21 protein-coding genes are annotated in these 25,514 nt (G+C 51.7%); 10 read left to right on the top strand and 11 right to left on the bottom strand.

Annotation, left to right across the window (positions count from 1 at the left end):
* Window positions 1-118: 118 nt before the first annotated feature.
* The 5 genes from ACO0LH_RS16270 to ACO0LH_RS16250 form a co-directional block, all read right to left on the bottom strand.
* Window positions 119-1,204: a hypothetical protein gene (locus ACO0LH_RS16270; protein WP_422942165.1), complete on the bottom strand. Its 1,086-nt coding sequence runs from the start codon at window positions 1,202-1,204 to the stop codon at window positions 119-121.
* Window positions 1,205-1,241: 37 nt separating this feature from the next.
* Window positions 1,242-2,564, bottom strand: a complete 1,323-nt coding sequence (locus ACO0LH_RS16265) for a DUF4034 domain-containing protein (protein WP_422942164.1) — start codon at window positions 2,562-2,564, stop codon at window positions 1,242-1,244.
* A gap of 208 nt (window positions 2,565-2,772) precedes the next feature.
* On the bottom strand, window positions 2,773-3,261 hold the full coding sequence (locus tag ACO0LH_RS16260; RefSeq protein WP_422942163.1) for a M15 family metallopeptidase: 489 nt from the start codon (window positions 3,259-3,261) through the stop codon (window positions 2,773-2,775).
* A gap of 19 nt (window positions 3,262-3,280) precedes the next feature.
* The gene (locus ACO0LH_RS16255) at window positions 3,281-4,078 is read right to left on the bottom strand and encodes an N-acetylmuramoyl-L-alanine amidase (protein WP_422942162.1); all 798 of its coding nucleotides are present in this window, start codon (window positions 4,076-4,078) and stop codon (window positions 3,281-3,283) included.
* Complete coding sequence (locus tag ACO0LH_RS16250) at window positions 4,075-5,052, bottom strand: N-acetylglucosamine kinase (RefSeq protein ID WP_422942161.1); 978 nt, start codon at window positions 5,050-5,052, stop codon at window positions 4,075-4,077. Before ACO0LH_RS16250 ends, ACO0LH_RS16255 begins: the two co-directional genes overlap by 4 nt.
* 251 nt (window positions 5,053-5,303) lie before the next feature.
* Here ACO0LH_RS16250 and ACO0LH_RS16245 point away from each other — a divergent pair, with 251 nt between their 5' ends.
* The 5 genes from ACO0LH_RS16245 (at window position 5,304) to ACO0LH_RS16225 (ending at window position 11,580) form a co-directional block, all read left to right on the top strand.
* Window positions 5,304-6,641, top strand: a complete 1,338-nt coding sequence (locus ACO0LH_RS16245) for an AmpG family muropeptide MFS transporter (protein WP_422942160.1) — start codon at window positions 5,304-5,306, stop codon at window positions 6,639-6,641.
* Between the two features lies 1 nt (window position 6,642).
* A complete protein-coding gene (locus ACO0LH_RS16240) occupies window positions 6,643-7,662 on the top strand; it encodes a succinylglutamate desuccinylase (RefSeq protein ID WP_422942159.1) in 1,020 nt (339 codons plus the stop codon).
* Window positions 7,659-9,479: an ABC transporter substrate-binding protein gene (locus ACO0LH_RS16235; protein ID WP_422942158.1), complete on the top strand. Its 1,821-nt coding sequence runs from the start codon at window positions 7,659-7,661 to the stop codon at window positions 9,477-9,479. Before ACO0LH_RS16240 ends, ACO0LH_RS16235 begins: the two co-directional genes overlap by 4 nt.
* Before the next feature lie 111 nt (window positions 9,480-9,590).
* A complete protein-coding gene (locus ACO0LH_RS16230; RefSeq protein ID WP_422942157.1) occupies window positions 9,591-10,190 on the top strand; it encodes a M15 family metallopeptidase in 600 nt (199 codons plus the stop codon).
* Between the two features lies 1 nt (window position 10,191).
* Entirely contained in the window at window positions 10,192-11,580 is a 1,389-nt protein-coding gene (locus tag ACO0LH_RS16225; protein WP_422942156.1) for a serine hydrolase domain-containing protein, read from the top strand.
* Here the strand turns inward: ACO0LH_RS16225 and ACO0LH_RS16220 are convergent.
* A complete protein-coding gene (locus ACO0LH_RS16220; RefSeq protein WP_422942155.1) occupies window positions 11,568-12,479 on the bottom strand; it encodes a LysR family transcriptional regulator in 912 nt (303 codons plus the stop codon). The genes ACO0LH_RS16225 and ACO0LH_RS16220 overlap by 13 nt on opposite strands.
* Before the next feature lie 54 nt (window positions 12,480-12,533).
* Window positions 12,534-13,436 carry an N-acetylmuramic acid 6-phosphate etherase gene (locus ACO0LH_RS16215; protein WP_422942154.1) on the bottom strand — a complete coding sequence of 301 codons (903 nt, stop codon included), beginning with the start codon at window positions 13,434-13,436 and terminating at the stop codon, window positions 12,534-12,536.
* A gap of 201 nt (window positions 13,437-13,637) precedes the next feature.
* On the opposite strand from ACO0LH_RS16215, the gene ACO0LH_RS16210 reads away from it, so the two are divergent.
* Together ACO0LH_RS16210 and ACO0LH_RS16205 are read left to right on the top strand one after the other, a co-directional pair.
* Entirely contained in the window at window positions 13,638-14,213 is a 576-nt protein-coding gene (locus tag ACO0LH_RS16210) for a L,D-transpeptidase family protein (RefSeq protein ID WP_422942153.1), read from the top strand.
* 117 nt (window positions 14,214-14,330) lie between these two features.
* On the top strand, window positions 14,331-15,680 hold the full coding sequence (locus tag ACO0LH_RS16205; RefSeq protein ID WP_422942152.1) for a serpin family protein: 1,350 nt from the start codon (window positions 14,331-14,333) through the stop codon (window positions 15,678-15,680).
* A gap of 520 nt (window positions 15,681-16,200) precedes the next feature.
* On the opposite strand, the gene ACO0LH_RS16200 is transcribed toward ACO0LH_RS16205, so the two are convergent.
* The 4 genes from ACO0LH_RS16200 to ACO0LH_RS16185 all read right to left on the bottom strand — a co-directional run bounded on the left by ACO0LH_RS16200 (window position 16,201) and on the right by ACO0LH_RS16185 (window position 22,293).
* A complete protein-coding gene (locus tag ACO0LH_RS16200; RefSeq protein WP_422942151.1) occupies window positions 16,201-19,041 on the bottom strand; it encodes a TonB-dependent receptor domain-containing protein in 2,841 nt (946 codons plus the stop codon).
* Window positions 18,983-19,162, bottom strand: a complete 180-nt coding sequence (locus ACO0LH_RS16195) for an LIM domain-containing protein (protein ID WP_422942253.1) — start codon at window positions 19,160-19,162, stop codon at window positions 18,983-18,985. Before ACO0LH_RS16195 ends, ACO0LH_RS16200 begins: the two co-directional genes overlap by 59 nt.
* A gap of 266 nt (window positions 19,163-19,428) precedes the next feature.
* Entirely contained in the window at window positions 19,429-21,051 is a 1,623-nt protein-coding gene (locus tag ACO0LH_RS16190; RefSeq protein ID WP_422942150.1) for a glycoside hydrolase family 10 protein, read from the bottom strand.
* 87 nt (window positions 21,052-21,138) lie between these two features.
* The gene (locus tag ACO0LH_RS16185) at window positions 21,139-22,293 is read right to left on the bottom strand and encodes an acyltransferase family protein (protein WP_422942149.1); all 1,155 of its coding nucleotides are present in this window, start codon (window positions 22,291-22,293) and stop codon (window positions 21,139-21,141) included.
* 252 nt (window positions 22,294-22,545) lie between these two features.
* Between ACO0LH_RS16185 and ACO0LH_RS16180 the strand changes: the two genes are divergently transcribed.
* The 3 genes from ACO0LH_RS16180 to ACO0LH_RS16170 all read left to right on the top strand — a co-directional run bounded on the left by ACO0LH_RS16180 (window position 22,546) and on the right by ACO0LH_RS16170 (window position 25,506).
* The gene (locus ACO0LH_RS16180) at window positions 22,546-22,899 is read left to right on the top strand and encodes a DUF6404 family protein (RefSeq protein ID WP_422942148.1); all 354 of its coding nucleotides are present in this window, start codon (window positions 22,546-22,548) and stop codon (window positions 22,897-22,899) included.
* Window positions 22,896-23,567: a hypothetical protein gene (locus ACO0LH_RS16175; protein WP_422942147.1), complete on the top strand. Its 672-nt coding sequence runs from the start codon at window positions 22,896-22,898 to the stop codon at window positions 23,565-23,567. The genes ACO0LH_RS16180 and ACO0LH_RS16175 overlap by 4 nt, the downstream gene beginning before the upstream one ends.
* Before the next feature lie 325 nt (window positions 23,568-23,892).
* Window positions 23,893-25,506 carry a ShlB/FhaC/HecB family hemolysin secretion/activation protein gene (locus ACO0LH_RS16170; protein ID WP_422942146.1) on the top strand — a complete coding sequence of 538 codons (1,614 nt, stop codon included), beginning with the start codon at window positions 23,893-23,895 and terminating at the stop codon, window positions 25,504-25,506.
* The last annotated feature ends 8 nt before the right edge of the window (window positions 25,507-25,514 follow it).

Raw genomic sequence — 25,514 nt, 5'->3', positions numbered from 1 at the left:
ATGGATTAGTCACGGAGAAAATCTTAAATTTTCCTTTTACATAAAACAGTGCGGTAACGTACCAACATTGCAAATTCATGCCACATACTTGATGCGGCACCTGGGGTAAATTAATGGTTTATTTTTTATAGTTAAACTTGTTTTCGCATAGTTCCAGTGAGACGGTAGATGGCCACGCACTGCCTATAATATCGTCAGCCATTTTGCTGCGTAAGCTGAGGAAAGTCTTTCTATCGCCTGCATGACACGCAAACATCGCAAAATTATTTAAATTCCATTTGCTCTTGGGAAGCCGTGTCATCAAATCTTCGAACCCGGCACGCATTTTTGGCCATTTTGCCGTGGATACGGTAAATAGATTGTCTCGGTACACCACGCTTTGTCCTACTGACCAATAGATTCTGGCATACAAACTTTGTCCCTCTGTATCTTTGGTATTATTGACTGACCAGGTCACCATATCGTCGACGGCTTTCCAGCTACCGCCCCACAGCGGATGAATGTAATTGGCCATTTGGAAATATATTGGCAGATAGGTTTTATATTTCTTCGCGCCTTCATAGAAAATCGCGCTTCGATCTTCTTCTGGTCGTCCCAAGGCACCTTTGACTTCCAGCATCAATTCATACCAGTTGGGCAATACATCGCCTGCTGTTTTATTTTCTATCAAAACCTGTTCTGCTTTTTCCATTCGCTCATGAAACAGACGCCAGCCTTCGGGCGTAACTGATGAACTATATCCGTGTCCCCTGGCATGCCATGCGTACGACGACCAATAATTTGCTTCGGCAAGTACACCTAAGGGAGAATTTGGATATTTGGCTTTTAACTCCATAATTTGTTGCAGTCTTTTCTCCTTATCTGGTTCAATTTCAAATGCGGCGGTGAGAATCCCTAATAATGCAGATAATCTGGGGCGACCGTCGTTGAAAGTGCAATCAGGTGAATTCCAATCTCGAATATACGCCATGATTGTTCCGGCAATTACTGGGGAAGAATTGAATATTGGCCCCAATTGTGCCCCCCAGATACTTAAGGCTTTTGGCCCATCCAAATCTTTGCCGTGCATGCACTTCCCGATAATAATATGGGGAAATGGGTCAACAAATACTGGGGACATCTCTTTTTCTGCATGCGCAAAAGCAGGTATGGAAAGTGTGGTAACCGCTAAGATTTTGGCGATTTGAAGGTGAAGTGTTTTCATAGATTTAGTTAAGCTATATTCTGAAAAAAAATGTAGCTTACATTTTTCCCTTAAAACGATGCATGCAAATATCCGGCGTATAGTTATCAGGCCAGATATTTTTCTCCGGTTTTCCCTGGATTTTCACCCACAAATTGTTAAAAGTTTCCTTATCATTTGCTCGGCAAGCGTATACGGCCATCTCGTTTAATAATTGCTTGTCAGGGGTTTTCTTTAACATCTCTTCATATCCCTGTTTAATTGTCGGCCAGCTTGCAAGACTGTCACGAAAAAGATCAAAATCGCTTTGCTGATGTGAAGCGATATCCTTATACATCGACGTATATACAACAGCACTGCTACCCTCGGTAATATTGCCGACTGCGGTTTTTATCACTCTTTCCACTTTGTCCCAATCTTCAAAACCATTTGAGGGGGCGTAAATCAAAGCCATAGTTTTGTACAGATTGGGAAAGCGTGGATGACGTTTAATCGCTTCTTGATATAAATTTTCCGAAAACACGAGTGGTTTACCGTTTTCATTACTTACCAATAAATACATTTCATACCATGCAGGATTGCGTGCGGCATATTTTCTTGATCTCGACAATGCCAGTTCTGCTGCGTTCATTCGTTGCCTGAAAAGCTTCAACGCAAATGGGTCGACATTCGCTTCATTGCCGCGTATACGCCAAGCAGCTCCTCTCCAGTATATTGCTTCCGCAATGGGTGCACCTATTGATTTTGGGTTCAGTGCCCTCCATTGCTGAATACGTTTCAGATTTCCACGATCATTTTTATCTCCGAATTCCATGTTTAATGCAGATTCAAACCAAGACATTTCCCAGTTGCCCGACAAGTCAGTAAGTTCAGAACTAATTAGTTTGTCCAATAGCAGGTCGACAGCGGCAAAATTACCTTCATTGAAATTCGATCCAAATAGAAGAAAATTTTTGAATCGTAAATCGGTTTCGTTGATCGGCTGGTCCGTTGCCTCCCAAACATACGGCATGGAAAAATTGCGACTCAAAAATGAGCCGTCTTTATCCGATAGCAAATGAAGTCGCAAATTATCTGTTTTTTGAACAGCATTGTCAGGGGGCCTTCTGAATGAAGCCGAGACTTTTACATTTTTTCCGGTTGGGACGATGCCACGCCCTTCTTCAAATGTGCGAATCATGCCGTCACTTGAATTGACGGACGCGCCAAGAAAAAGCTGTCCTTTTGATCCATCATTATTGCAATCCACTTCAATTGTCATGGATTGCGCGTCGCTCTTTTTGATTAGGAAAGAATTGATACTAAAATTGTCTTGTTGGGCAACGGCAGAAGAAAAACAGAAAGTAAAAGCGATGAGTAGGCTAAGGCGTATTAAATGCATTTGCGTAAGGTGATTAAAGTGAAAGAATGATATAGGATTGATTTTAAAAAAATGAACTTATATAAACGCAAAACCAGCAAAAGGTTTTAGTTTAAATCACATTTTTCAACCTACATATGCTTGAGATGAGTGTATTGATAGCATCAACAAGCCGAAATGGAGCCATTCGACTGCTAGCGCTAGCGTCAACCGAGGTAAGCTGGTTTAGCTAGAACTCATAACACCAATGCCAGGGCTCATACTGAAACCCGCTGCTATTGCCTGGCGGGTAAGACAGGTGAAAGCCAAAGCGGCTGGCGTTTGCCTGCAGCCAGGTGAAGGCGGTGGTGGTGTCGAAAGAAATCTCCAGTTCCGCGTCTTCGGGCGTGGCGATGTCGATGGCGCGGCCGGTGTGGTGTTCGCTGTAACCTGGCGGGGCGCAGACCATGAGGATGTCTTCGATCTGCATGCCTGCGGCCAGTTTGTCGCTGATGATTTCGGTTTGCCGGGCGACGCTGCGAAAGGCCGATATCATCAGCAAAGCAATGCCATCACGTGATGCTGCCTGTTTCATCGCCTGCCAGGCCTGGCAGGTGGCAGACGTCAACAGATACTGCCTGCCATCGTCCCCGGTTTCTGCCAGTACCAGTTCTTGCGCCTCTTGCTGTTGTTGCAGGGCGCGTTGCGTGATCAGGTGCTGCGGTATGTCTAATGTCACGTTTATCTTTGCCAATGACTTATCTCTGCTTTAAGCCAGCAATGAGGCTGTCGAGCATGGCGGCGGTCTGGGCGTCTGGTGTGCCGTCAAATTTAGCCGGGCGATATTTGGTCTGAAAAGCGATCAGGACATTGCGCGTGGCTTCATCGAGCACACCGGTTTGCGGTACAGCATAGCCATATTGGGCGAGCTTTTGCTGGAACCATTTAACGTCAGGCAATTGCAGTTCATACGCGGGCAGGCGCTGGGCGACATCATCGTCTTTTGGCCAGTTGATGAGGCCAGCGTCAGCCAGCTGTTTCCATGGGAACAGCGGGCCTGGATCAGACTTGCGCTGGGGGGCGATATCGGAATGACCGAGGATGTATTCAGGGCGCACCTGGTAACGGGCAACCAGGTCTTTGACGATGCTGAGGACCCGGTCTATCTGCGCCTGCGGGAAAGGGAAGTAAGTGCGGCCTTCCGGCGTGTCCTTGAAGCCCAGGTTGACAATTTCTATGCCTATCGAACTGGCATTGAGCCGGCTATACCCTTTCCATTCACTGAGCCCCGCATGGTAGGCCAGGTGATTGTCGGGTACCAGTTGCCAGACCTTGACGGGGTTTTCATCGCCAACGAGGTAGTTGGCACTCACGGCCTGCTGGCTCAGCACGCGCAGTGAGGTCGGCTGATCCAGTGCCGTGTAATGCAGGACAATGAACTGCACGCGTTCTTCCTGGCTTTTGGCAGAAATGCTGGTATCTATTTTTGTGCTGGCACAACCGCCGAGTACCAGGGTCATGGCGGTGAATAATCCGGATATGAATAGTTTTTTCATTGTTTTAGTTTCAGTTGTCGGGCAGCCAGTCTGGCTGCGGAAAAATGGGCCTGGCAGGTACTCTGTCGCAGGTTGACTTCGGGCGGTAAATGTTGGCGCAGGGATTCAACAATGGCGGGATGCAGTTCCTGCACGCGTCCGCTCAAGGCGATGGGTTTATAGCCAAAACGGGTACACATGGCGATACCGAGGCGTGCCAGTTCCTTGCCGGCATTCTGTAATATTTCCAGCGCCAGCGGGTCGGCATTGGCTGAGGCCGCCACGGCCAGCGCCAGCTTGCCTATATCACCCCGGCTGCGGTGATAGATAAAATCGCGGGATACATTCCAGTCATTGCCACCGATCAGCTTGAACAGCCGCTTGGCCATTTCGGAATTTTTCCAGTGGTCCGGGTGTTCGTCTTCACTGCGCCATAACTGACGCATGGCTTCACGGGCTATCCAGAAGCCGCCGCCGGCATCATCGAGCAAATAGCCACGTCCACCGGCACGGTGGAATTTGCCATCCACATCGATGTAAGCGGCGATGGAGCCGGTACCGGCATAAATCAGGTAGCCTGCGCCGGGTTTAAAAATATCGAGAAAGGCAATTTCTATATCATTGCTGACGGAGATGCAGGCATTATCCAGGTCAAAACTGTCGGCCAGCAGGTCTGGCAGTGTCTGGGCATCGCCACCAAAACCGGTGATGCCTGCGCGTATGCTGCGCACCTTGCCATGGCTGCTTGCCGTGGCGGCGAGGCCGGCAAATATCTCGCGCAGATCGTCCATGCCTTCTACATTGTCAGTCTGTAAAGCGGTCAGGCCGGCAGCGGTGCCGCTGGCAACGATTTGCTCATCCAGTGTTGCCAGTGCCCACCGGGTTTGCGTGCCGCCAGCATCTATCCCCAAGGCCAGTGGCCTGGTTTGTTGCAAAGCATGATTTTGCTGATCAGCTACCATAAAGGAAGAATTGTGGGGAAATTGGTGCAACATTGTAGAACTGGTTTGAACTCTATCCTGAACTTGATCGCAATACCTGAACCAATATCCAATAAGCAGCTTTGTTCGTTTATCATAGGGCGCTCGTGGCAACTTGCAGAAATGAAAAGATGCATCCGGGCTATAACTTTTTGCTATGTACCGGCGGCATAATTTCAATCGTGTTCCCCGCATTTTACTGGGAATATCGGTGCTGACAGTATCCAAGCCTCAGCTTACAAGAAAAAGACCAGAAAAAGATAAAGATGACAAGCAAGACAGCCAACACAGTCAGTACAGTCAATACTGTGAATACCAGCGATGCCGCCGTCAATGCAGGCACAGACACATCCGGCGTCTGGCGCTGGATACCGTCATTGTATTTCAGCCAAGGTATTCCCTACGTCGTGGTAATGACCTTGTCTGTCATTATGTACAAAAACATGGGAATTTCCAATTCTGATATTGCCTTGTATACAAGCTGGCTCTACCTGCCTTTCGTCATCAAGCCATTCTGGTCCCCCTTTGTGGATATGTTCAAGACCAAGCGCTACTGGATAGTGACGCTGGAACTGGTGATTGGTGCCCTGTTTGGTGTCGTTGCGCTGACCATACCCTTGCCCGGCTTTTTTCAGGCAACCCTGCTGGTATTCTGGCTATTGGCGTTCAGCGCCGCCACGCATGATATCAGTACCGACGGTTTTTACATGCTGGCGCTGCAACAGCATCAGCAGGCAGCTTTTGTTGGCGTGCGTAGCATGTTCTTCCGTATTTCCATGCTGACCGGGCAGGGGGCGCTGGTCTATCTGGCGGGCAGCCTGCGTGACATGACCGGCGATGTGCGGTATGGCTGGATCGTTGTCTTCGGTGTATTGGCCGTCATGTTCATCAGCCTGTCGGCTTATCATAAATGGGCATTGCCACGCGCTGAAGCCGATATTGCGCATGGTGACCCCAACCAGGTGGTTGCTACGTTCTTTACCATTTTTGGCAAATTCATCAAAAAGAAAAACGTCTTGCTGACGATTGCCTTTTTATTGCTATACCGTTTTGGCGAAGCGCAACTGGTGAAGATGGCGCCACCATTTTTGCTTGACGGTGTCGATAAGGGCGGCCTGGGTTTATCCACGCAAATGGTTGGCGTGGTCTACGGCACCATGGGGATGATCGCCCTGACCATAGGTGGCCTTGCCGGTGGGGCACTGATTGCGCGTTTTGGCCTGAAGCGTTGCCTGTGGCCGATGGCGCTGGCCATCAACCTGCCGCATCTGGTGTATGTCTATCTGGCCTTTGTACAGCCACAGAATATCTATCTGGTCGGGGCTGCTGTAGCGGTGGAGCAAATGGGTTACGGTTTCGGTTTTACTGCCTATGTGCTGTATATGATCATGGTTGCCGATGGCGAACACAAGACCGCGCATTATGCGATCTGCACAGGTTTCATGGCGCTCAGCATGATGTTGCCTGGCATGTTCAGCGGCTGGTTACAGGCTCAGCTCGGCTATGCCCACTTCTTTGTTTGGATCTGTATTGCCGCTGTTCCCACTTTTGCCGTCACTGCCCTTGTGAACATAGACCCTGGCTTTGGCAAGAAAGCAGAATGATATGGTGATAAACATCAATAAATCTTACTCGCAGCACTTTCAAAGCAGCAGCTTCAGTTCACCCCAGCCTGGTACCAGCATCATCATTACCGGCGCCGTGCATGGCAATGAAACCTGTGGCACGGCAGCAATACGGCGCGTGATTGCTGAAATTGAAAGCGGGATATTGCAAATGGTGTCAGGCAAACTGACCCTGGTGCCCGTTTGCAATCCGCTTGCCTACCAACTGGGCCAGCGCGAAGGTGAGCGTAACCTGAACCGCCGCCTGATACCCACAGATAATCCCAAAGAATTTGAGGACCATGTCGCCAACTGGCTATGCCCCTTGTTTGCGGCGCATGATGTCCTGCTGGACTTGCATTCTTTCCGCAGCCAGGGGGAACCCTTTGTTTTGATCGGCCCAGAAAATAACCGTGGCCCTCTGGAATCATTCAGCTATGCCAAACACGAACTGGCAATGGCTCTGCGCCTCGGCGTGCACAGGCTGGTTGATGGCTGGCTCGATACGTATGCACGCGGCGTACAGTATCGTCAGCAAAGACTGGGGCGACATGCCGATGCGAAAAGCATCGCCAATGCCGATACCCAGTTTGGCGTGGGCACTACTGAATACATGCGTTCAGTCGGCGGCTATGCGATGACGCTGGAATGTGGCCAGCATCTCGACCCGCAAGCCCCGGAAGTCGCTTACCAGGCTATCGTCAATACCTTGCGTCACCTTGGAGTGATTGCCGGTGCTGCGCCAGCGCCAGTCAGTCATATGGAAGCCCTGCGGATTTACGACGTGATAGACAAATTGCATGAGGGAGATCAATTTGTGCGTGAATGGCGCAGCTTTGATGTCGTCAGCCAGGGTGATGTGATTGGACGACGTCATGATGGCAGCGAAGTGCGTGCCGAGCATGATGGCCGTATCATTTTCCCTGACAGTGGCGCTGCTGCTGGTGAAGAATGGTTTTACCTGACCATGCCCAATCCGCGTGTCAGTATGATTGCAGATAATTTGAAAGCTGATGCATGAGGCCGTATCGTTTTTTTGTACCTCGCGTGGCTGGGTTTTTGATCGCCATAAGCCTGGCAGGTCATGGTATGGCTGCACCAGTGACGGCATCCGCACCATCCTTCGATAAAGTATTGCGCGTACTGGTGACCACGCCGGAAAGCGCGCTAGATCCGGCGGTCGCCTCCGATGTGCCTTCGGTCAGCATCAACGAAAATATTTTCGAGCCCATGCTGCGCTATGACTATCTGGCGCGCCCTGTAAAACTCAAGCCCAATACCCTCAAAGCCCTGCCGGAAATTTCAGATGAAGGCAAAACCTATGTCATGCATTTGAAGCCAGGTATTTTTTTTACACCAGACGCCGCGTTCCATGGCAAACCAAGAGAACTGACGGCTGACGACTATATTTACAGCATCAAGCGCCTGTATGACCCCGCGGTGAAATCGCCCTGGCTGTTCATGTTTGAAGGCAAACTGGCAGGTGATGAAAAGCTGCGTCCCGCCAAAGAGGGCAAGCCCCAGGCATTTGATATCCAGACAGCGATACCCGGTTTGCAGGCCATTGACCGCTACACCCTGCGCATACGCCTGAATGCGCCTGACAGCAATTTTCTGTTCATATTGGCGACCACAGCCAGCGGTGCTGTCGCCAGGGAAGTGGTAGATATGTATGGCAACCAGGTTGGCAACCATCCTGTCGGTACCGGGCCATTCATACTCGGACCCTGGCAGCGCAGTTTCCAGATCACGCTGCTGGCTAACCCGCAATACCGTAAGGTTGTGTTTGATGATGTCGGCATCAATGAAGAAAGCCGGAAAATTGCTGCCGGCCTGACTGGCAAGACCCTGCCCCGTGTCAGCAAGATAGAAATCAAGGTAGTGGAAGAACAGCAGTCACGTGTGCTGGGGTTTTTAAACCATGAATTTGATTACCTCGAACAAGTGCCTGCACCTTTATCGGATATGGTGCTCGATGAGGGGAAACTGAAACCGTCGCTGCAACAACAGGGCGTGCGCCTGTCCCTGTTCACGCCACTGCAAACCTATTATATGTGGATGAACATGGACGACCCGGTCATAGGCGGCTATGCGCCGGAGAAAATCGCGCTGCGCCGTGCGATTGCGCTCAGCTATAACAGCAGGGAAGATATCAGCTTGCAGGAAAAAGGACTGGCGATACAGGCGCAATCACCTTTGCCACCCAACGTGCTGGGTTATGACGCCAGCTTTAAAACGCCGGTGCAATATGATCTCCGGCTGGCCAATGCCCTGCTGGACAAATTTGGTTATAAGCGTGGCAAAGACAATTACCGCACCCTGCCTGATGGCCAGCCCCTGCATCTGGAAATGCATAGCCTGGCCAGTACCACTGGTCGCCTGCATGACGAAGTCTGGCGCAAGAATATGGAAGCGCTGAGCTTGCATATCAGCTTCAAGACAGACAAGCATTCAGAAATATTACGCGCTGCCCGCCTGGGTAAAGTGCAGATGACGGAGGCGAACTGGATAGCTGATTTTCCCGATGGTGAAAACTTTTACCAGCTTTTGTACGGCCCCAATGCCGGTCGCGCCAATTATTCAAGGTTTAACCTGCCTGCCTTCAACCAGATGTATGAAAAAGCCATACGCCTGCCAGATTCACCTGAGCGTACGGCGATTTACCGTCAGATGGCGCAACTGGTGCATGCTTATGCTCCCTGGGTTTTGCGCATACATCCGGTAACGGCGGATCTGTTGCAACCCTGGCTGCAAAATTATTATCGCCATCCGGTTGATTTTACCAATTGGCGCTATGTCGATATTGATGAGCAGGCGCGTAAAAAAGTCGGGAAATAACAGTTTTTGACCATTCCATCTAGTTATATGTCATCGGCAAGTTTTCATTGGCTGTCTGGATGCAGTGTCCCTATGCTGGCTTTATGAAAAACTCTGTTGTGTGGAGAATTTGTGCGTTGTGAATTAATTGCTGATCATCCTGATTTTTGCCGTCTTCAGACAGTTGACGGTGTTGTCATCGATTTGCGCTATGTAGGCGCAGATAATTTTGTTGGTCGCGATTTATACGGGGATCTGGATTGCAACTGGCTGCATAAAGAGGCCGCACAGGCGCTGAAGCTGGCAGTAGAGTGGTTGCGGCAGCATTATCCACAGTACCGTATTCTGGTACTGGATGCGCTACGCCCGCACCGTGTACAGGAAATGCTGTGGCAGCATCTGGACGGCACTCCTTTGCGCATGTATGTCGCTGATCCGGCACGCGGGTCCATTCATTCTTTTGGCATGGCCGTTGATGTCACCCTCATCGATGAGGATGGTAATGAACTCGATATGGGCAGTGGCTATGACGCGATGGAAGAAAAATCCCATCCTGTGCTGGAACAGAAAATGCTGGAAGAAGGGCAGTTGACCCAGCACCACCTGGACCAGCGAGGTATCTTGCGCCAAGCCATGTACCACGGCGGCTTTCGCGGCATCAATAGCGAATGGTGGCATTTTAACTGTGGTGACCCGGTCGTCGTGCGCGAAACCTATTTGCGGGTAGACTGAAATGCTGGCTACCTGGCGCAAGCGGCAAGCTGGTGCGCATGCTTTTCTTATCGCCATCCTGTTGTTCATGAATGCAAATATGTCTGCCCAGCCGCAGCTCCAGCCTGGTACGCCAGCTCAACTGATCACCCAGCAACTGGCAGCCATCGTCAGCCAGCCGCAACAGCCGCTGGCCAGTTTGTCTGTGCTGGTCATGAAGGATGGCAAACTGGCCTACCAGCAACAGTTTGGTCATCGCTATATTGATAGCAAGAACCCAGAAAATAATCTGGCGGCAGATGCGCAAACCCTGTTTCGCGTGGCCTCGGTATCCAAAATGGTGGCCGCCATAGGCGCGATGCGCCTGGTGGAGCAAGGCAAGCTTGACCTGGATGCCGATATTGACAACTACCTTGGCTTCCCGCTCAGAAACCCGCATTTCCCTGATGTTGTGATCACTGCGCGCATGCTGCTCAGTCATACATCCTCACTGCGCGATGACGGTGGATATAATTTTCCTGTGGGTGTCAGTATGCAAAGCCTGCTGCAAAGTTCGGGTGCGCATTATGCACAGGGTTTGCAATGGGCAGATCCGGCCAAGGCCCGGGCGGGTGAGAATGTTGCACCCGGTCGTTATTTCAATTACGTTAATCTGAACTGGGGCGTGCTGGGCGCGGTGATGGAAGCCGTTGGTGGCAAGCGCTTTGATGTACTCATGCAAGAACTCGTTTTACAGCCCCTGGGCACCGGCGGGGCTTATCATCCCGAGCAGTTGCGTGCGGATGAAATAAAACATCTGGCAGTGCTGTACAGAAAACAGGAAAACGATATCTGGAACAGTAATGGCCCGTGGGTCGCGCAGACCGATAATTTTCAGGGCAGGCCGCCGCAAAAAAGAATGCTGGATAACTACGTGCCAGGCACCAATGCCACGCTGTTCAGCCCCCAGGGTGGCTTGCGTATCAGTGTGCAGGGTTTGAGCCGCATCATGCTGATGCTGACGAACCAGGGCGAGCTTGATGGTCTGCGGTTTTTGAAACCAGCCAGTATTGCCAGTTTGCTGGGTGAGCAATGGCATTATGATGCAGCAGCGCATAATGGCGACGATTATCATGGCCTGTTCCAGGCATGGGGCCTGGGTTTCCAGCGTTTTAGCGATGTCAGTGCACCGCATTATGGCGACAGGCTGGTACAGACTGGCAAGTTGCAGAAACCATCATTTACCGCAGCGGGTCATCTGGGCTTTGCCTACGGCTTGCAGTCGGGTTTCATGTTCAATCCACAAACCCGTAACGGCATCATCTATGTGATCGGCGGCGTCGGTGCTGACCCGGAAAAACACCAGGGCGATTATTCCAGCCTCAGCATCTGGGAAGAACAGATTTTGACCAGTTTATATCAACTGTTTTGACTGGTACGTGCGATAAATTCTGTTCCGGCTTCCTTGATGCATTCGACAAAAGCGCGCGCAGAACGTGACAGCGGCGTGGCCTTTACTGTCAGCAAATATAAATCCACTGGCACATTTGGCGACAGTGGCCTGCATTGCACTTTGTCGTGATCAGAAGTAGCGGCAGTGAATGGGTCAATGACGGCGGCGCCCGCGCCCAGTTCCACCAGTGTTCTTGCCAGCAGGTAGGTTTGCACCACCGTGTAAGATGTAAAGCTCAGGCCCTGTTCCTCACACGCATCCATGACGCGGCTGACAAGATGGTCATCAAGATCAAGGGCGATCAGGTTTTTTGGCAGTTCGGCAACAGGCAGGGCAGTGTTGTCCAGCTGTTTTGCCCAGCTGCCAACAGGGGCAATGGCCGTCATGCTGCCGCGTATCAATGGTTCTGATGCGATATTGGGGTGGCAGGGGTCATACAACGACAGCGCAAAATCGACATCGCCGAGCAACAGGGCATTGACAATTTCGCTGGTGTGATGCGTCGCCAGCGTGCAATGGACATGGGCAAATTTCTTGCGCCAGGCAGCCAGTGCGGTTGGCACCACCGTAATGGACAGGGTGGGTGTAGATGCCAGGCGCACCGCTTCGTCAGGATGATTCTTGAGATTGCTGGCCAGTCTGCGCACTGATTGCAGGTCACGGTTCAGTTTGTCGACTTCTGCAAACAGCTTGTGTGCTTCCGGTGTCGGATGCAGCTTGCCCTTGATACGCTCGAATAATTTCAGCCCTAGCTGTATCTCGCAATGCTGCAAGACCTTGGTGGCGGCTGGCTGTGAAATATTCAGCAATTGCGCAGCACCGCTGATCGTGCCTGCCTGCATGATGGCATGGAAAACTTCGATGTGACGCAAACGCATGGTGTAGACCTGATGAGCAAAAAAATGAAATCCGATTGTACCGCTTAGATGGGCTTAACGCCGCGAATGAGGGTCATCAGCATGCAGGGCCAGCCTGACATTGTCTTCGCTGACCTTCAGTCTGGCAGTCGCAGCGTCTACGCTGATGTGATTGAGTATGGCAACTATCGCTGTTTTGACGTGAAAATCACATTCTTCCAGTATGCGGCGGCAATAGGCTTCATCGCGCCCGGTGGCGTGCATGGTCAGGCTGACGGTACGCCGCAGTAATTTGATATTGGTCGGTTTGACGTCCACCATGAGGTTGCCATAGACCTTGTGCAGGCGCACCATCAGGGCACTGGAAAAACTGTTCAGCGCCACTTTTTGCGAAGTACCTGCCTTTAGCCGGGTGCTGCCGGAAATGACTTCATTACCGGTATCCAGCGTAATGCCGATATCGGCCGCCGTCGTTACCGGCGCATTGGGGTTATTCGCCAGCCCTATGGTCAGTGCGCCTGTCGCCCGCGCAGCCTGTAATGCGCCCAGCACATAGGGCGTGGCACCGGAAGCAGCAATCAACAGTACCACATCATTCTTGCTCAAGGCCAGTTCAGCAATCTCTTCTGCGCCCTGTTCTGCGTTGTCTTCAGCACCTTCCACCGCCACAAACATGGCTTGCCTGCCACCCGCCAGCAGAGCCAGTGCGCGCTCGTTTGGCCATGAGAACGTAGGCAGCAATTCCACACCATCCAGTACACCCAGGCGGCCAGATGTACCTGCACCGACATAGACAAGGCGGCCACCCGCCAGAATTCGTGGTGCTGCGGCATCCACGGCAGCGGCAATCTGTGGCCCTGCATTACTGACTGCGCGTATGGCATGGTACTGATCTTCTATCAATACACTGACCAGCTTGTCGGTGGGGTAGAGATCCAGGTCCGGGTGTTCTGAACTGGGTGTTTCGGTATTCAACATGGTTTTCCCTGATTGCCGTGGTACTGCAACGCAATTCCGCGCATTTACTCATAGCCATAACTTATAGCTGAGCCGGGCACTGTACAAATGAAAGCTCGTCAATGTTCCATAACCTGAAGTAATGCGTATGGGTGGAAGAATTATTTGTACTGATTGCCTGCCTGGGCTTATGCTCAGTGACATTGCAAGCACAGGTGCCATATGAAACATAGCGGAAAAATCATAGACCTTAAAATGGGGGTATTTCTGACAGTAAGCCTGTTACTGTTCGGGTGCCAGTCTGGCTGGTTTCAACAAGCTGACACGCGTCATCAATTGATCATTTCAGTACCAGAACAGAAAATGCTGGTCATGGAAGATGGCCGACAGATTGCCAGCTACCCGGTGTCTACCGCCAAACGTGGTATCGGTGATCTGCCCGACAGTTACATGACACCTGGCGGTCGCATGCAGGTGGCAGAAAAGATAGGTGCAGGCATGCCGCTGGGTACGGTCTTCAAGGACCGCAAACCTACTGGCGAGATTGTCGCTGCCGATGCGCCGGGACGTGACCCTGTCGTCACGCGGATATTCTGGCTGCGTGGCCTGGAAGAGCGCAATCGCAATGCCTACCCGCGGTTTATTTATATTCACGGTACGCCGCAAGAAAGCCTGCTGGGTACACCTGCCAGCTATGGTTGCATACGCATGCGCTCTGCCGATATTGCTGACTTGTTTGAGCGCATAGGTGTAGGCGCACAGGTTGACGTGGTGGCGGATATGTCGTTGGCACAATAAGACAAGTCAGGGCTATTTGCCATTCGCTACAAATTCATGACAATTTGCATACACCTTCGTAATATCTTCGCAAAAGTAAAGCAGTAACATTTCTCTAACTTATTTTGGAGAGATGAAATGCAAAAACAATTCCTTATGTCCTGCTTATTGCTTGCCGGCACAGTGGGCGTATCAGTCATGACTGGCTGTGGCGGCGGGTCTGCCACCACGGTCGGCGCCTCGGTGGCGGCAGATACTGGCTCTCAGGCGCAGGCCATCAGTGTTGCCAAGTCTTCCCAGACACGTAACCTGGCACCTCAGGTCAGTGATGCCGACATGACAGCGGCGGTTGCCGGCAACACCAGTTTTGGCCTGCAAATGCTGCCTTTACTCGACCCGCAGGGCGACAGCAACCTGGTATTTTCACCGTATAGCATTTCACAGGCGCTGGCGATGACGGCGGCAGGCGCGCAGGGCGACACGCTGACAGGCATACAAAAAGCCCTGGCTTTCCAGCTTGACCCCAATCGTCTGTTGCCCGCTTTTAACAAGCTTGATCTGGCCCTGGCTGGCAAGACCATCAGTGCAGGTAGCAGTAATACCAAACTGCCCAGCCTGAATATTGCCAATGCCTTATGGGCGCAGCAAGGCTACAAGCTACAGACAACTTACCTTGATGCGATCGGTAGCAATTTTGGTGCAGCAGTCAATTTGCTCGACTTCATTTTGTCACCAGAAGCTGCGCGTACCAATATCAATACCTGGGTAGAAAACCAGACGCAGCAGCGCATCAAGAATTTATTGCCCGCCGGTTCTGTGTCGCCCAGTACCAGGCTGGTGCTGACAAATGCCATCTGGTTTAAATCAGAATGGGCAGTGCAGTTTATATCTGGCCGGACAGTTAGCCAGAATTTCTACGATATCAGGAACCAGGCGAGCAGCCAGGCTTTTATGAACCAGGATTTACGCGTCGCGTATGCACAGGGAAAAAATTACCAGGCGCTGGAATTGCCCTATGTCGATAATAAACTGGCGATGTTACTGATCAAGCCTGATGCGGGTAGTTTTGACACATTCCGCCAAAGCCTGAGCGTGGCAAGCCTGGCTGAACTGACAGGAAGTTTGAAAGACCAGCGTATCAGCCTGAGCATGCCAAAATTCAGTTTCAGTTCCAGCCCGCAGATGACGGAAAACCTGAAGTCCCTTGGCATGAGTGCCGCCTTTGATCCCGCCAGGGCAGATTTCTCGGGCATGACGGGCACCCGCGAATTATCGGTTTCTTCCGTGGTTCACAAGGCGTTTATCAATGTCGATGAAAATGGGACTGAGGCCGCCGCAGCGACTGGCGTGGTCGTCGGCATTACCAGCATCAGTACGGATCCTTTGGTCAAGGTGGTGCTTGACCGGCCATTCCTGTTTTTTATCCGTGACCGTGAAACGGGCTTGATACTTTTTATGGGGAAGGTGATGGTGCCGGGGGCGGTGTGAGTTTTGTGAGCAAGGTTGCGATCTTGATTCTGTTATTCCTGCGTTGGCTGAAGTAAAGGACGTTCGTTGCTTACTTTGCTGCTAATAAAACGATTTCGCTTCGTGGATGCAAGCCGGGTCTCGGCCCGGCGGCCGAATTCCTTTCTTTGCTTCGCCAAAGAAAGGAATCAAAGAAAGGCGACCGCAGACTTGCCCTTCGGGTGCTTGCGCTACGCTTCAGCACAATTTGTGCGTCACAAAAAATGGGAAATGAAGGAAACTCGCTTCCCTTGCAGGGCGCACAATCGCTTGCAAGCGATTGCCGTTACGCAGGCGAAGTGCATGCACTTCGAAACCCCTGCTACACCTCAGACAGCCTTCATTTCTGATCCATTTTCTGTGACGCACAAATTGCTACGTCCCCAGCGGGGGTAAGTCAAAAACAAGGTCAAAATCCAGAAACAATAGCAACAGCAACGACTATGGCCTACGGCAAAAAAATCCCCTGCAAACAGCCAGGGGATTTTTTCATGCGCTTAAATTACTTGAATTTGTAATTCGCCAGCAAGGTGAAAGAACGGCCGCGTGGGTCGGCGACTCGGGGTTCCCAGGAGCTGCCTGCGCCGGTGTTGCTGTCGTAGGTGACGGCGAAAGGTGGATCGGTGTTGAAAATGTTTTTCATGCCGGCTGTCAATGTCATGTTTTTGATGCCGCTGTAGGTCGCGCTGATATTGAAAATCGAATAGGCTTTGACATTGGGGTTGTAATTGCTGGGGACAACAATGCCATTTTGCACGCCAGGCAAGACCTGGTCTTTGTAGCCATCACGATAGATTTGTGAGAACGTACCTGTCCAGTCACCTTGTGTGTAGGTGACATAGGCAGTGTGCTTCCATTTCAGACCCAGGTCACCGGTGAAGGTGAACCTGCCGACTTCACTGTCGCCATAAGGTGCATTTGCCAAGGGGCGGGATTTTTTCTCGATGAGGTAAGAACCATCGATACCGGCTGTCCATTTACCTTGCCAGATTGCACCATTGGCGCGGGCACCCACTTCCAGACCGCGGGTGATGCTGGAACCGGCGTTGACCCAGCGCTGGTCGATTTGTACCAGTGCACCATTGGCGTCACGAATGAACTGGTCTTTAAACAAGCCATAGTTTAGCAACAGCGTGGTCAGGTCGATGGAGGTGATGGTGTTTTCCTTATGGATTTCCCACAGATCCATATTGGCACTGAATTCTGCAACAGGTGCCCAGACGAAACCGACGGTTGCCTGCTTGGCTGTTTCCGGGCCGAGGTTGGCTTTGCCACCATTGAGGGTATTGGGCGTGATGGAGCCGCAACCCGGCTTGGTGCTGTCAACTTTCAAAGTCGGGCAAGTGGCGGGATCAACCAGGTCTTTACCGACATATTGCGATTCAGTGATGCCATTGAATAACTGGTTGAACGAAGGCGCGCGAAAACCCGTGTTATAGGAACCACGGAACAGCAGGGCGTCGCTTGGTGTGTAGCGAAAAGCGATCTTGGGGTTAAAGGTGCTGCCAAAACCGGAATAATGATCCTGGCGGCCAGCGATAGTCACTTCCATATTTTTCAGTACCGGTATCAAGACCTCGGCATACACGGCACGGATATCGCGGCTGACATTGGGCAGTGCATTGGCATCATCAAACGGGGCATTCAAAATGGCCGGACGCGCATTGGAGACGCGGGCGTCACCGTTAAAGGTATATTCTTCCTTGCGCAAATCCATGCCCACGGCGGCCATGACCGCGCCTGCGGGCAAGGTATAGATTTCTCCAGACAGGGCAGCATCTGCCTGTGTCAGTGTGGTTTTACCGCCGTACAGTGTCACGCCTGTTGCCGATGTACTGTTGATCAGATCCATCGCTGCCTGGGTTTGTTTTTCGCCCGCTTTCAGGAAGGGGTTGATAATGCCTGTGCCCAGTGCATTCGCCAGGGCAACTGTGTAGTTATAGCCGGTACCAAGTTTGGATTCTGATTCGCTATAGGCGCGCGACAGGCCGACGCGGTAATCCCATTTACCAATCTGACCGTCAGCACCGAGTTGCAGGCGTCCTGCTTCGGTCTTGGTGGTGATTTCGCGGTTGCCGCATTCCATACAGCGCCAGCGATAGGCGATAGGTGCACCGCGATTGGCTTCTATGCTGGGGAAAACGGCGACAATGGCATTGAAGACCGAATTGTAGGCTGCGCCAGTGCTGGGATAAAACGACGATGCCGGGAAGTTCGTACCTGGTGACACCTGGTTGGGTGAAAAGCGCTTGGCGACTTCGACCTGTGAACCGACAGCTTCGGCAAACAATTGGTGTGTGCCTATTTTGAACGTGGCGCGAGAAACGAAGTTATCGTTCTTCACCGGTTGTTGCAAGACGGCCGCGCGACCTGTATCCCATGCACACGCATATTGTGATGAGGCCACGTCCCACAGTTTGGCGTCATACGGTGCCATGCCATCTACCGAACCGCAACCTGCGCCGCCGGGCAAGTTTAGTACGTTAATGGCGCTGTTGACCTGGGTACCACCAGGCAGGGTAGGGCCGTTATTGCTCTTGTTGCTCAGTATGGTATTGGCCAGTGAAGTCGCAAACACGGTGGCGCTGGGTGTGCCGCGTGTATCGACCGACAGGCCACGGTTGGGCTGGAAGGTATTGACGAAGGCACGCTGGTCGCCGCGCAGAGCTTCGTTTTCGCTATGGGTTGCGGTAATCAGTACGTTATAGTTGTCTTTGTCCAGGTCACCAAAGCCGCCAACGACAGACACGCGGTTGATGTTGCCACCGCCTTGCTGTGTAATGTCAGTAAATGCCTGGGCTTCAAGCCCCGTGTAATTTTTACGCAGGATGAAGTTGATGACACCGCCAATGGCGTCAGTACCGTAAATCGCGGAGGCGCCATCTTTCAGTACTTCCACTCTTTCCACCGCTGCCATGGGGATGGAATTCAAATCGACAGCTGAACCCTTCATGCCGTGCGTTGCCACGCGGCGACCATTGAGCAATACCAGGGTGCTGTCAGCGCCCTGGCCACGCAGATTGGCGGTGGAGGCACCGTTGTTGCCGCGTTGCGCACCGGATGTCACATCGGCATTGCTGGCAAGATTGTCTGAGCCGTTGCCGTTGATGTTCAGGGTGGAAATCAGTTGTTCGGCCGTGACGATGCCTGCGGCTTCCAGTTGTTTGCGGGTGATAATCTCGATAGGCAATGCGCCTTCTGCAGCGATACGTTTAATGCTGCTACCGGTGATTTCAACTCTTTGAGGTACTTCGGCAGGTTTTTCCTGCGCCAGCACCAATCCGCTACTTGCGCCAGAAATGCCGATCACGGCGATGCACTGGGCGATGGTCTTTAACTTCACTGGTCTCTCCTTGAGGTCGAACAACATTGTTTTGAAGAATGCGGTAAAAATCTGTATTGGCATTCAATGCCACTTCACACGGCGAACAGGTAAAGCAGGGTAAGTGCCATGTCTGATTTATTCAGAATTTGTATAAATTGTTTTCGGCTGGCTTCCAGACTAGGGTTTCACTGTCAGGGGTGACAAATGAAAATATCATGGCAAGCGATAACTAAAAGATATGGGGACTATCAGGGCCAGACCCGATACCCGCGCAGGGTATCGGTTTGTCTGTGAGTTTGCCCAGGAAGCATGCGGATGCCGCAAACCCGCAAGCTGGCCACAGCCATCAGAACGCTGCTTAAAAACCACACTTTTTGCTGGTTTTTGCTGGTTTTGGATGACGGCTTAGGGCAGGGTATAACTTGTGCGTGCACTTTCCAGGCCGCTGCGGTTGATTGCAGATACCGTCACCTGCCGGATGGCGCCATATTGCGGGTCATCTGCCAGGTCTATGGTCATGGCCTGGGCGGGTACCACGCTGAACAGCCATTGCTGGCCTGTACGCTTCCAGATCGCCAGCAGACGGGTATTGGCTGCATCGGGTAATTGCAGGCGCAGGGTCTTCTTGTCTTCAACTAAATCCAGCAAAGGCTGTGCCGGTGGCACTTTCCCCAGCCAGGGGCTGGCTGGAATGACTGCCTGGGAGGTGTATTTTTCTACCGTCAGGCGTTTGCGTATGTCCTTGCGGTTTTGATTCAGCGTCACCATGCTGAAATGCACATGACCATTGCCACCTCTTTCGCGCATGGCGTCAACCTGGTTCAGAATCTCCTCAGCAGGCCAGGATTTGTCGGTATTGTCTATGCGGCTGGTGTACAGGCCAGGCCAGATATGGCGGTTCTGCAAATTCTGGTCCAGCCAGTAATCATGCAGGACGCGGAAAGCCTGTGGCCCCTGGTTGATGGGCCAGTACAATTGTGGTGCCAGGTAATCGAGCCAGCCTTTGGCCAGCCATAGCTCGACATCGGCATATAGCTTGTCATATTGACTGAACCCACTGATACCGGCAGGCAGACGGTCAGGCCGGCCTATACCAAAGGGGCTGACACCGAATTTGACCCAGGGTTTTTCCTGGTGTACGCGTTGGTTAACGGTTTCTACCAGCCGGTTGACGTTTTCCCGCCGCCAGTCATTGCGCGCCAGCTTGCCGCCGGACTGCAAATACGCTATCCATGACGGGTCGTCGGGAAATTCCACCTCATTGCCATTCGCACCCTTGATTGGGTAAGGATAAAAATAGTCGTCAATGTGAATGCCATCGACATCATAGCGGCGCACAACGTCGCTGATGACATTCAGGGTTTGCTGCATGGCGACGGCTTCGCCCGGGTCCATCCACATCAGGTCGCCATATTGTTTGACTGCCTGAGGGGCGGTCTTGCTGATATGGTTGCTTGCCAACACTGATTTTGAGACAGCAGTACGGGCGCGGAAAGGATTGAACCACGCATGTAATTCCAGCCCACGTGCATGCGCCTGCTCCAGCCAGAATTGCAGCGGGTCGTAATAAGGTGTGGGAGGGCGGCCCTGTTCGCCAGTCAGAAATTCTGACCAGGGTTCGATGGCCGAAGGGTAGATGGCGTCAGCAGCAGGGCGCACTTGCAGCACGATGGCATTGAGCTTCATCTGCACGGCATTGTCGAGTATGTTGATGATTTCGGCTTTTTGTTTTTCGCTGCTCAGATCACGACGTGAAGGCCAGTCTATATTGGCAACGGTCGATACCCACGCAGCGCGAAATTCACGCGGCAGTGCTGGCGCTTCGCGCGGCAAGACGGGTAAATTGACCGGTGCATTGGTCGGAACATAAGTGATATCGCCCTTGCCTGGCCTGGTGGCCGGGTTGGCCGGTTTTTCAGGCGTGCTGGAACAGGCCAGCAACATGGCGCAAATACCAGCCGCCAGCAAGGGAAGCCTGAGTTTATTCAACAATGAAGTGTCAAGCGTAAAATTCTGAAACGAAAACATGCGTATGCCTATGCGGATGCGAATGGCCCCGGGTCGTGAAAACCGCAGCAGAGCCTAAAAATGCGAAAGACCTGAGATGCTACTGCATTACACTTTGACAAACCAGCGTTTCTTCCACATTCCCCAGGCGATGATCAGCATCGTCAGGTTAAACAGCAGGGCAAACAGCAAAGAGGCATTGACGGCAGAAACCGGCAGCGCCTTGATGGGCGCATATAGCAGCGCATGCAAACTGGGTTGGCTGCCATCGGTCTGTGGCAGGTGGATGAATCCCAGCATTTTAGCGATCAACCCTGACAGGGTGAATAAAAACAGCGCATTCATGCCATACATGATGAAGGGGTGCATGAGATAAATCATGCGGTTTTTCAGATGAATGGCAGGGCTGGCATCAAGCAGCCAGTAAAAACAGGCAAACACAATCAAGGCCCAGCCTGTCATGAAGACTGCAAATGAGGGTGTCCACAAGCTTTTATTGACAGGCATGAGCCAGCTGGCCAGAATTTGCCCTATAGCCAGGCAAGCAAGGCCTGCGATAAAAAGCCAGACAGTTTTTTCGGCGATATCTCGTTTGGCAGACAGCCAGTGCCCGGTTAATACCCCGAACAGCACACTGCACACTGCGGGCAGCGTGCTTAACAGCCCTTCAGGGTCCCAGGTCCTGGATTGTTTCCACAAGTGATTGCCAAAGACGCTGCGGTCGATATACGCGCCGGCATCACGGCCCGGTTCAAGCGCGGCGGCGACCAGATTACCCTCCACATCGGGCACCTGCACAGCCAGCATGATGAAAGAATAGATGGCAAGCAAGGCCATGATGACCAGCAATTGACCGCGCCAACTGCTATAAACAACCAGTGGCGCAGCAAGGGCCGTGCAAAGCGCGATGCGCTGCAACACGCCGGGTATGCGCACGGATTGAAAATCAAAATTGGGAATCAGGTTTAATGCCAGTCCAATCAAAAATATCCACAGAGCGCGTTTGAGCAGTTGCAGTAATAACTGGGTTTCACTGTGATCGGCCAACACCTTCCTGTGTAGCGACAGGTGCAGGGAAACGCCGACAATAAACAGGAAAAAAGGGAAAATACAGTCGGTAAATGTCCAGCCTGACCAGGCGGCGTGCTCCAGTTGTGGATAGAGACTACCCCAGTCGCCTGGGTTGTTCACCAGAAACATGGCGGCAATTGTAAAACCGCGAAACGCATCGAGTGACAATAATCTTGTTTTGCTGGTCAGCATACTAGTCTGGAAATCGAAATTAAAAAAAGGGCGCCTTCGCGCCCTTGAAAATCTCAATCGTCTGGGGGAGTCCTGAGAGTAACCCAACAAGAATTCTGAAGGATTGCATTCATCATAGGCACTAATACCACTTGTCGGCGATTGACTTTTTATCTGTGAGCCATAAACCAAAGTTATCGCAAACCGTTTTTATGCTTGTTGCGACTTAATTTTGACTATACTTGGCAAATCTATCAACAGACAGGTATTTGCATGGATACGACAAAAAAACGCCAGGCTGCGCTTGACCTGCTGGCTAAAACCGGTATGTGGCGCAGTAATTATGCCCCGCCTTTCTTCACCATACTATGGCGCTTTGACGTCGATGTGCCTCCCCCGCACTTCGCGCCATTCTGGCAAAACGCTATGACAATGGGGTTTTTCTTCGGGCTGTTATGGGGTGCAGGCATGTGGTTCGGCCTTTGGTCGAAACTCAACAAACCAGTGGCAGAGATGATGCTGGCCGCTGCGATTGCAGGTGTGTGTTTTGGTGTCACCATGGCTTGCTACTATGCGCATGGCAAGCGTAAATATCAACTGCCGTCCTGGAAAGAGTTCCGGGTATGAGCAGCCTTGATGCGGTAATGATGAAATCCTACAGCCCTAAAACTTTAGCAGTTCGCCTGCAGGCGCTCGGTTTCTTGACGGCTTTACAACTGGGTTTGCAGCTGAGTTTACAGCTAAATAATGCCCATGCTGCGGACAGCAAAGCTGTGAATGCTAAGGCATTGACACAAGGCCAGACTAAACCCAGGCCAGATCCTGCAATACAGAAAGAAATTGATCGCCTGATCTTGCAGTTTGGCGATGGCTTGGCTGAACCGTACAGTGAAAGACCTGCCATTGTTGTTTACGGGCAAATTTTTGATGAAAGCAAGAAAGATGCTGTTGTCATTTTTAATCTCGAAGGGTTTGGTGGCGGTAATCACCATGCTGAATATATCGCTTTTTTTGCCGCTGTGCCCTCAGGCAATATAGCGGGCAAAATCAGCCGCCCTTATCGTCTGGTCGCCGTGACCAAACTCGGTGAACGGGGCTGGCGCTCGTTTGATTTCAATACCGCACTGATCAAAGACAGGACAGTCATGTTGTCTGGTGTGGAAATGGGGCCGAAAGACGGGCTTTGCTGTCCGTCTGTTGCTATCAAGCGCATTTTCTATGTGGATGAAGCTGACCATATTGTAGAAACGGACACCCCACCTTCAGCCGCCTCCCGTATGCGATACCGCCCTTGAGTGGCATCAGCGCAATCCAATACACCAGTGCAGTGCAAACGGCAAGGCTGATTTACAAAGAAATACGCCAAGTGTAACAATTAGCAACATATTGCTTGTGATGCGAATTGGATTGCAGGATACTTCGCTTAAGCAGGCAAGGTCTTGTTATACGCATGTGTAATTCAGAAGTCATACCTTGCTGCGATGATGTCGATACGAAATTATTCTTTCCATATTAGAACAAGACAAGCTGATCAGTCCCTTCATTGCTTTTGCATACGAAGGCGCGCTGATTGAGATACAAACTTGATATAGCACGACTCAGTAACTGGGAAATCTTAGTATGAGCGCCTTGAAGAGCAAGCATTTCAAACACCGTTTTTCCCTTTCGATTGCATTCGCCCTGGTATTGGGCACCAGCTATCCGCTGGCTGCGCAGGACACCGACAGCGTGATCGGCCGTTTTGATATCAGCGGGTTTGATGTCAAGGGTAATGATTTGCTGACACCTGCTGCCTTGAATGAATTGCTCAATCCTTTCACAGGCAAAGGTCGCAGTTTTGCCGACGTGCAAAAGGCGCTGGAAGCGCTGGAAAAAGCCTATCGCGATAAAGGCTATGGCCTAGTACAGGTGGTTTTGCCTGAGCAGGAACTGAAACAGGGTATGGTGAAGCTCATCGTGGTTCAGGCCAAGGTAGGAACAGTTACTGTCAAGGGCAACCAGTTTTTTGATGCGGCCAACGTGCGCCGCAGCCTGCCGCAGTTGCGTGAAGGCAATACGCCGAACATCAAGAAGCTTTCTGAAAACCTCAAGGCGGCCAATGAAAACCCGGCCAAGAAAACCAATCTGCAATTTGAAACTGCCAATGCAGAAGGTGAAATTAATGCTGTCCTGAACGTCAGTGACAGCAAGCCCTGGACTGTTGGTGCCAATCTCGACAATTCTGGCGACAGCAACACCGGCAAATCCCATCTGGGTCTGTTATTCCAGCATGCCAATATCAGCGGGCATGATGATGTCTTAAGCCTGCAATATACAACCACCTTGCAAAAGCCCAGCCAGTACAGTGTATTTGGCGTTGGTTATCACCTGCCCATTTATGAGCTGGGTGACACCATCGACCTGTATGCCAGTTATTCCAATGTCGACTCCGGCTCGGTGACAGCAGGTATTTTTGACCTGGCAGTCAGTGGTCGCGGTTCGGTATTTGGCGGGCGTTATAACTATAACCTGGGCCGTTCTGAAAATGCTGAATCACGCTTGAGTCTTGGCCTGGATTACAAGGCATTCAAGAATAATGTCAGCTTGCAGGGCATACAGCTGGGCAGTGATGTGACGGTACATCCACTCAGCCTGACTTATTCTGGCTCTGTCAGTTCCAGCGCCGGTGAAGCCAATGCTTACCTGAGTGCTGTGCACAATTTGCCCGGCGGAGAAAAGGGTAAGACCGAAGATTTCCAGCGTGTGCGTAGCGGTGCTACCGCCGGATACAGCGTTCTTCGCTACGGCGTGGGTTTAAGCAAGGTATTGCCTGCGGCCTGGCAAGTGCGTCTGATGTTCAGTGGCCAGTACACCAGCGACAGCCTGGTGCCAGGCGAGCAGTTTGGTGCAGGCGGTGCCAGTACCGTACGCGGATTTTCTGAACGGGTGGTGGCAAATGACTATGGCACGCTGATCAGTGGCGAGATTTATACACCGAATCTGTGTGCCAATTTCACCGGCAGTTTTTCACAATGCCAGTTACTGGGTTTCTATGATGCTGCGCATGTCTCGCGCAATAAAGCTTTGCCGGGTGAGCAGAGCTCGGCCTCCATTTCCAGTGTCGGCATCGGTCTCAGGTTGGCCATGTCGCGCATGATGTCTTTGCAGATGGATTATGGCAAGGCATTGCATGCCCCGGATGAACTAAGCAAAGATGACAGGCGCTTGCATGTCAGGCTTGGCGTGACTTATTAAGATAGGTG

Origin of the sequence: Undibacterium sp. TJN19 (assembly GCF_049339485.1) — a bacterium.
Taxonomy (GTDB): domain Bacteria; phylum Pseudomonadota; class Gammaproteobacteria; order Burkholderiales; family Burkholderiaceae_D; genus Undibacterium.
The sequence above is the reverse complement of the archived record's forward strand: the minus strand, read 5'-3'. Positions and strand labels throughout refer to the sequence as shown.

Excerpts from the sequence above, each read along its gene's own strand:
- ACO0LH_RS16270 (WP_422942165.1), bottom strand. The coding sequence starts at position 1,204 with ATGAAAACACTTCACCTTCAAATCGCCAAAATCTTAGCGGTTACCACA.
- ACO0LH_RS16265 (WP_422942164.1), bottom strand. The coding sequence starts at position 2,564 with ATGCATTTAATACGCCTTAGCCTACTCATCGCTTTTACTTTCTGTTTT.
- ACO0LH_RS16255 (WP_422942162.1), bottom strand. The coding sequence starts at position 4,078 with ATGAAAAAACTATTCATATCCGGATTATTCACCGCCATGACCCTGGTA.
- ACO0LH_RS16250 (WP_422942161.1), bottom strand. The coding sequence starts at position 5,052 with ATGTTGCACCAATTTCCCCACAATTCTTCCTTTATGGTAGCTGATCAG.
- ACO0LH_RS16245 (WP_422942160.1), top strand. The coding sequence starts at position 5,304 with ATGACAAGCAAGACAGCCAACACAGTCAGTACAGTCAATACTGTGAAT.
- ACO0LH_RS16240 (WP_422942159.1), top strand. The coding sequence starts at position 6,643 with ATGGTGATAAACATCAATAAATCTTACTCGCAGCACTTTCAAAGCAGC.
- ACO0LH_RS16235 (WP_422942158.1), top strand. The coding sequence starts at position 7,659 with ATGAGGCCGTATCGTTTTTTTGTACCTCGCGTGGCTGGGTTTTTGATC.
- ACO0LH_RS16225 (WP_422942156.1), top strand. The coding sequence starts at position 10,192 with ATGCTGGCTACCTGGCGCAAGCGGCAAGCTGGTGCGCATGCTTTTCTT.
- ACO0LH_RS16220 (WP_422942155.1), bottom strand. The coding sequence starts at position 12,479 with ATGCGTTTGCGTCACATCGAAGTTTTCCATGCCATCATGCAGGCAGGC.
- ACO0LH_RS16215 (WP_422942154.1), bottom strand. The coding sequence starts at position 13,436 with ATGTTGAATACCGAAACACCCAGTTCAGAACACCCGGACCTGGATCTC.
- ACO0LH_RS16210 (WP_422942153.1), top strand. The coding sequence starts at position 13,638 with ATGAAACATAGCGGAAAAATCATAGACCTTAAAATGGGGGTATTTCTG.
- ACO0LH_RS16205 (WP_422942152.1), top strand. The coding sequence starts at position 14,331 with ATGCAAAAACAATTCCTTATGTCCTGCTTATTGCTTGCCGGCACAGTG.
- ACO0LH_RS16190 (WP_422942150.1), bottom strand. The coding sequence starts at position 21,051 with ATGTTTTCGTTTCAGAATTTTACGCTTGACACTTCATTGTTGAATAAA.
- ACO0LH_RS16185 (WP_422942149.1), bottom strand. The coding sequence starts at position 22,293 with ATGCTGACCAGCAAAACAAGATTATTGTCACTCGATGCGTTTCGCGGT.
- ACO0LH_RS16180 (WP_422942148.1), top strand. The coding sequence starts at position 22,546 with ATGGATACGACAAAAAAACGCCAGGCTGCGCTTGACCTGCTGGCTAAA.
- ACO0LH_RS16175 (WP_422942147.1), top strand. The coding sequence starts at position 22,896 with ATGAGCAGCCTTGATGCGGTAATGATGAAATCCTACAGCCCTAAAACT.
- ACO0LH_RS16170 (WP_422942146.1), top strand. The coding sequence starts at position 23,893 with ATGAGCGCCTTGAAGAGCAAGCATTTCAAACACCGTTTTTCCCTTTCG.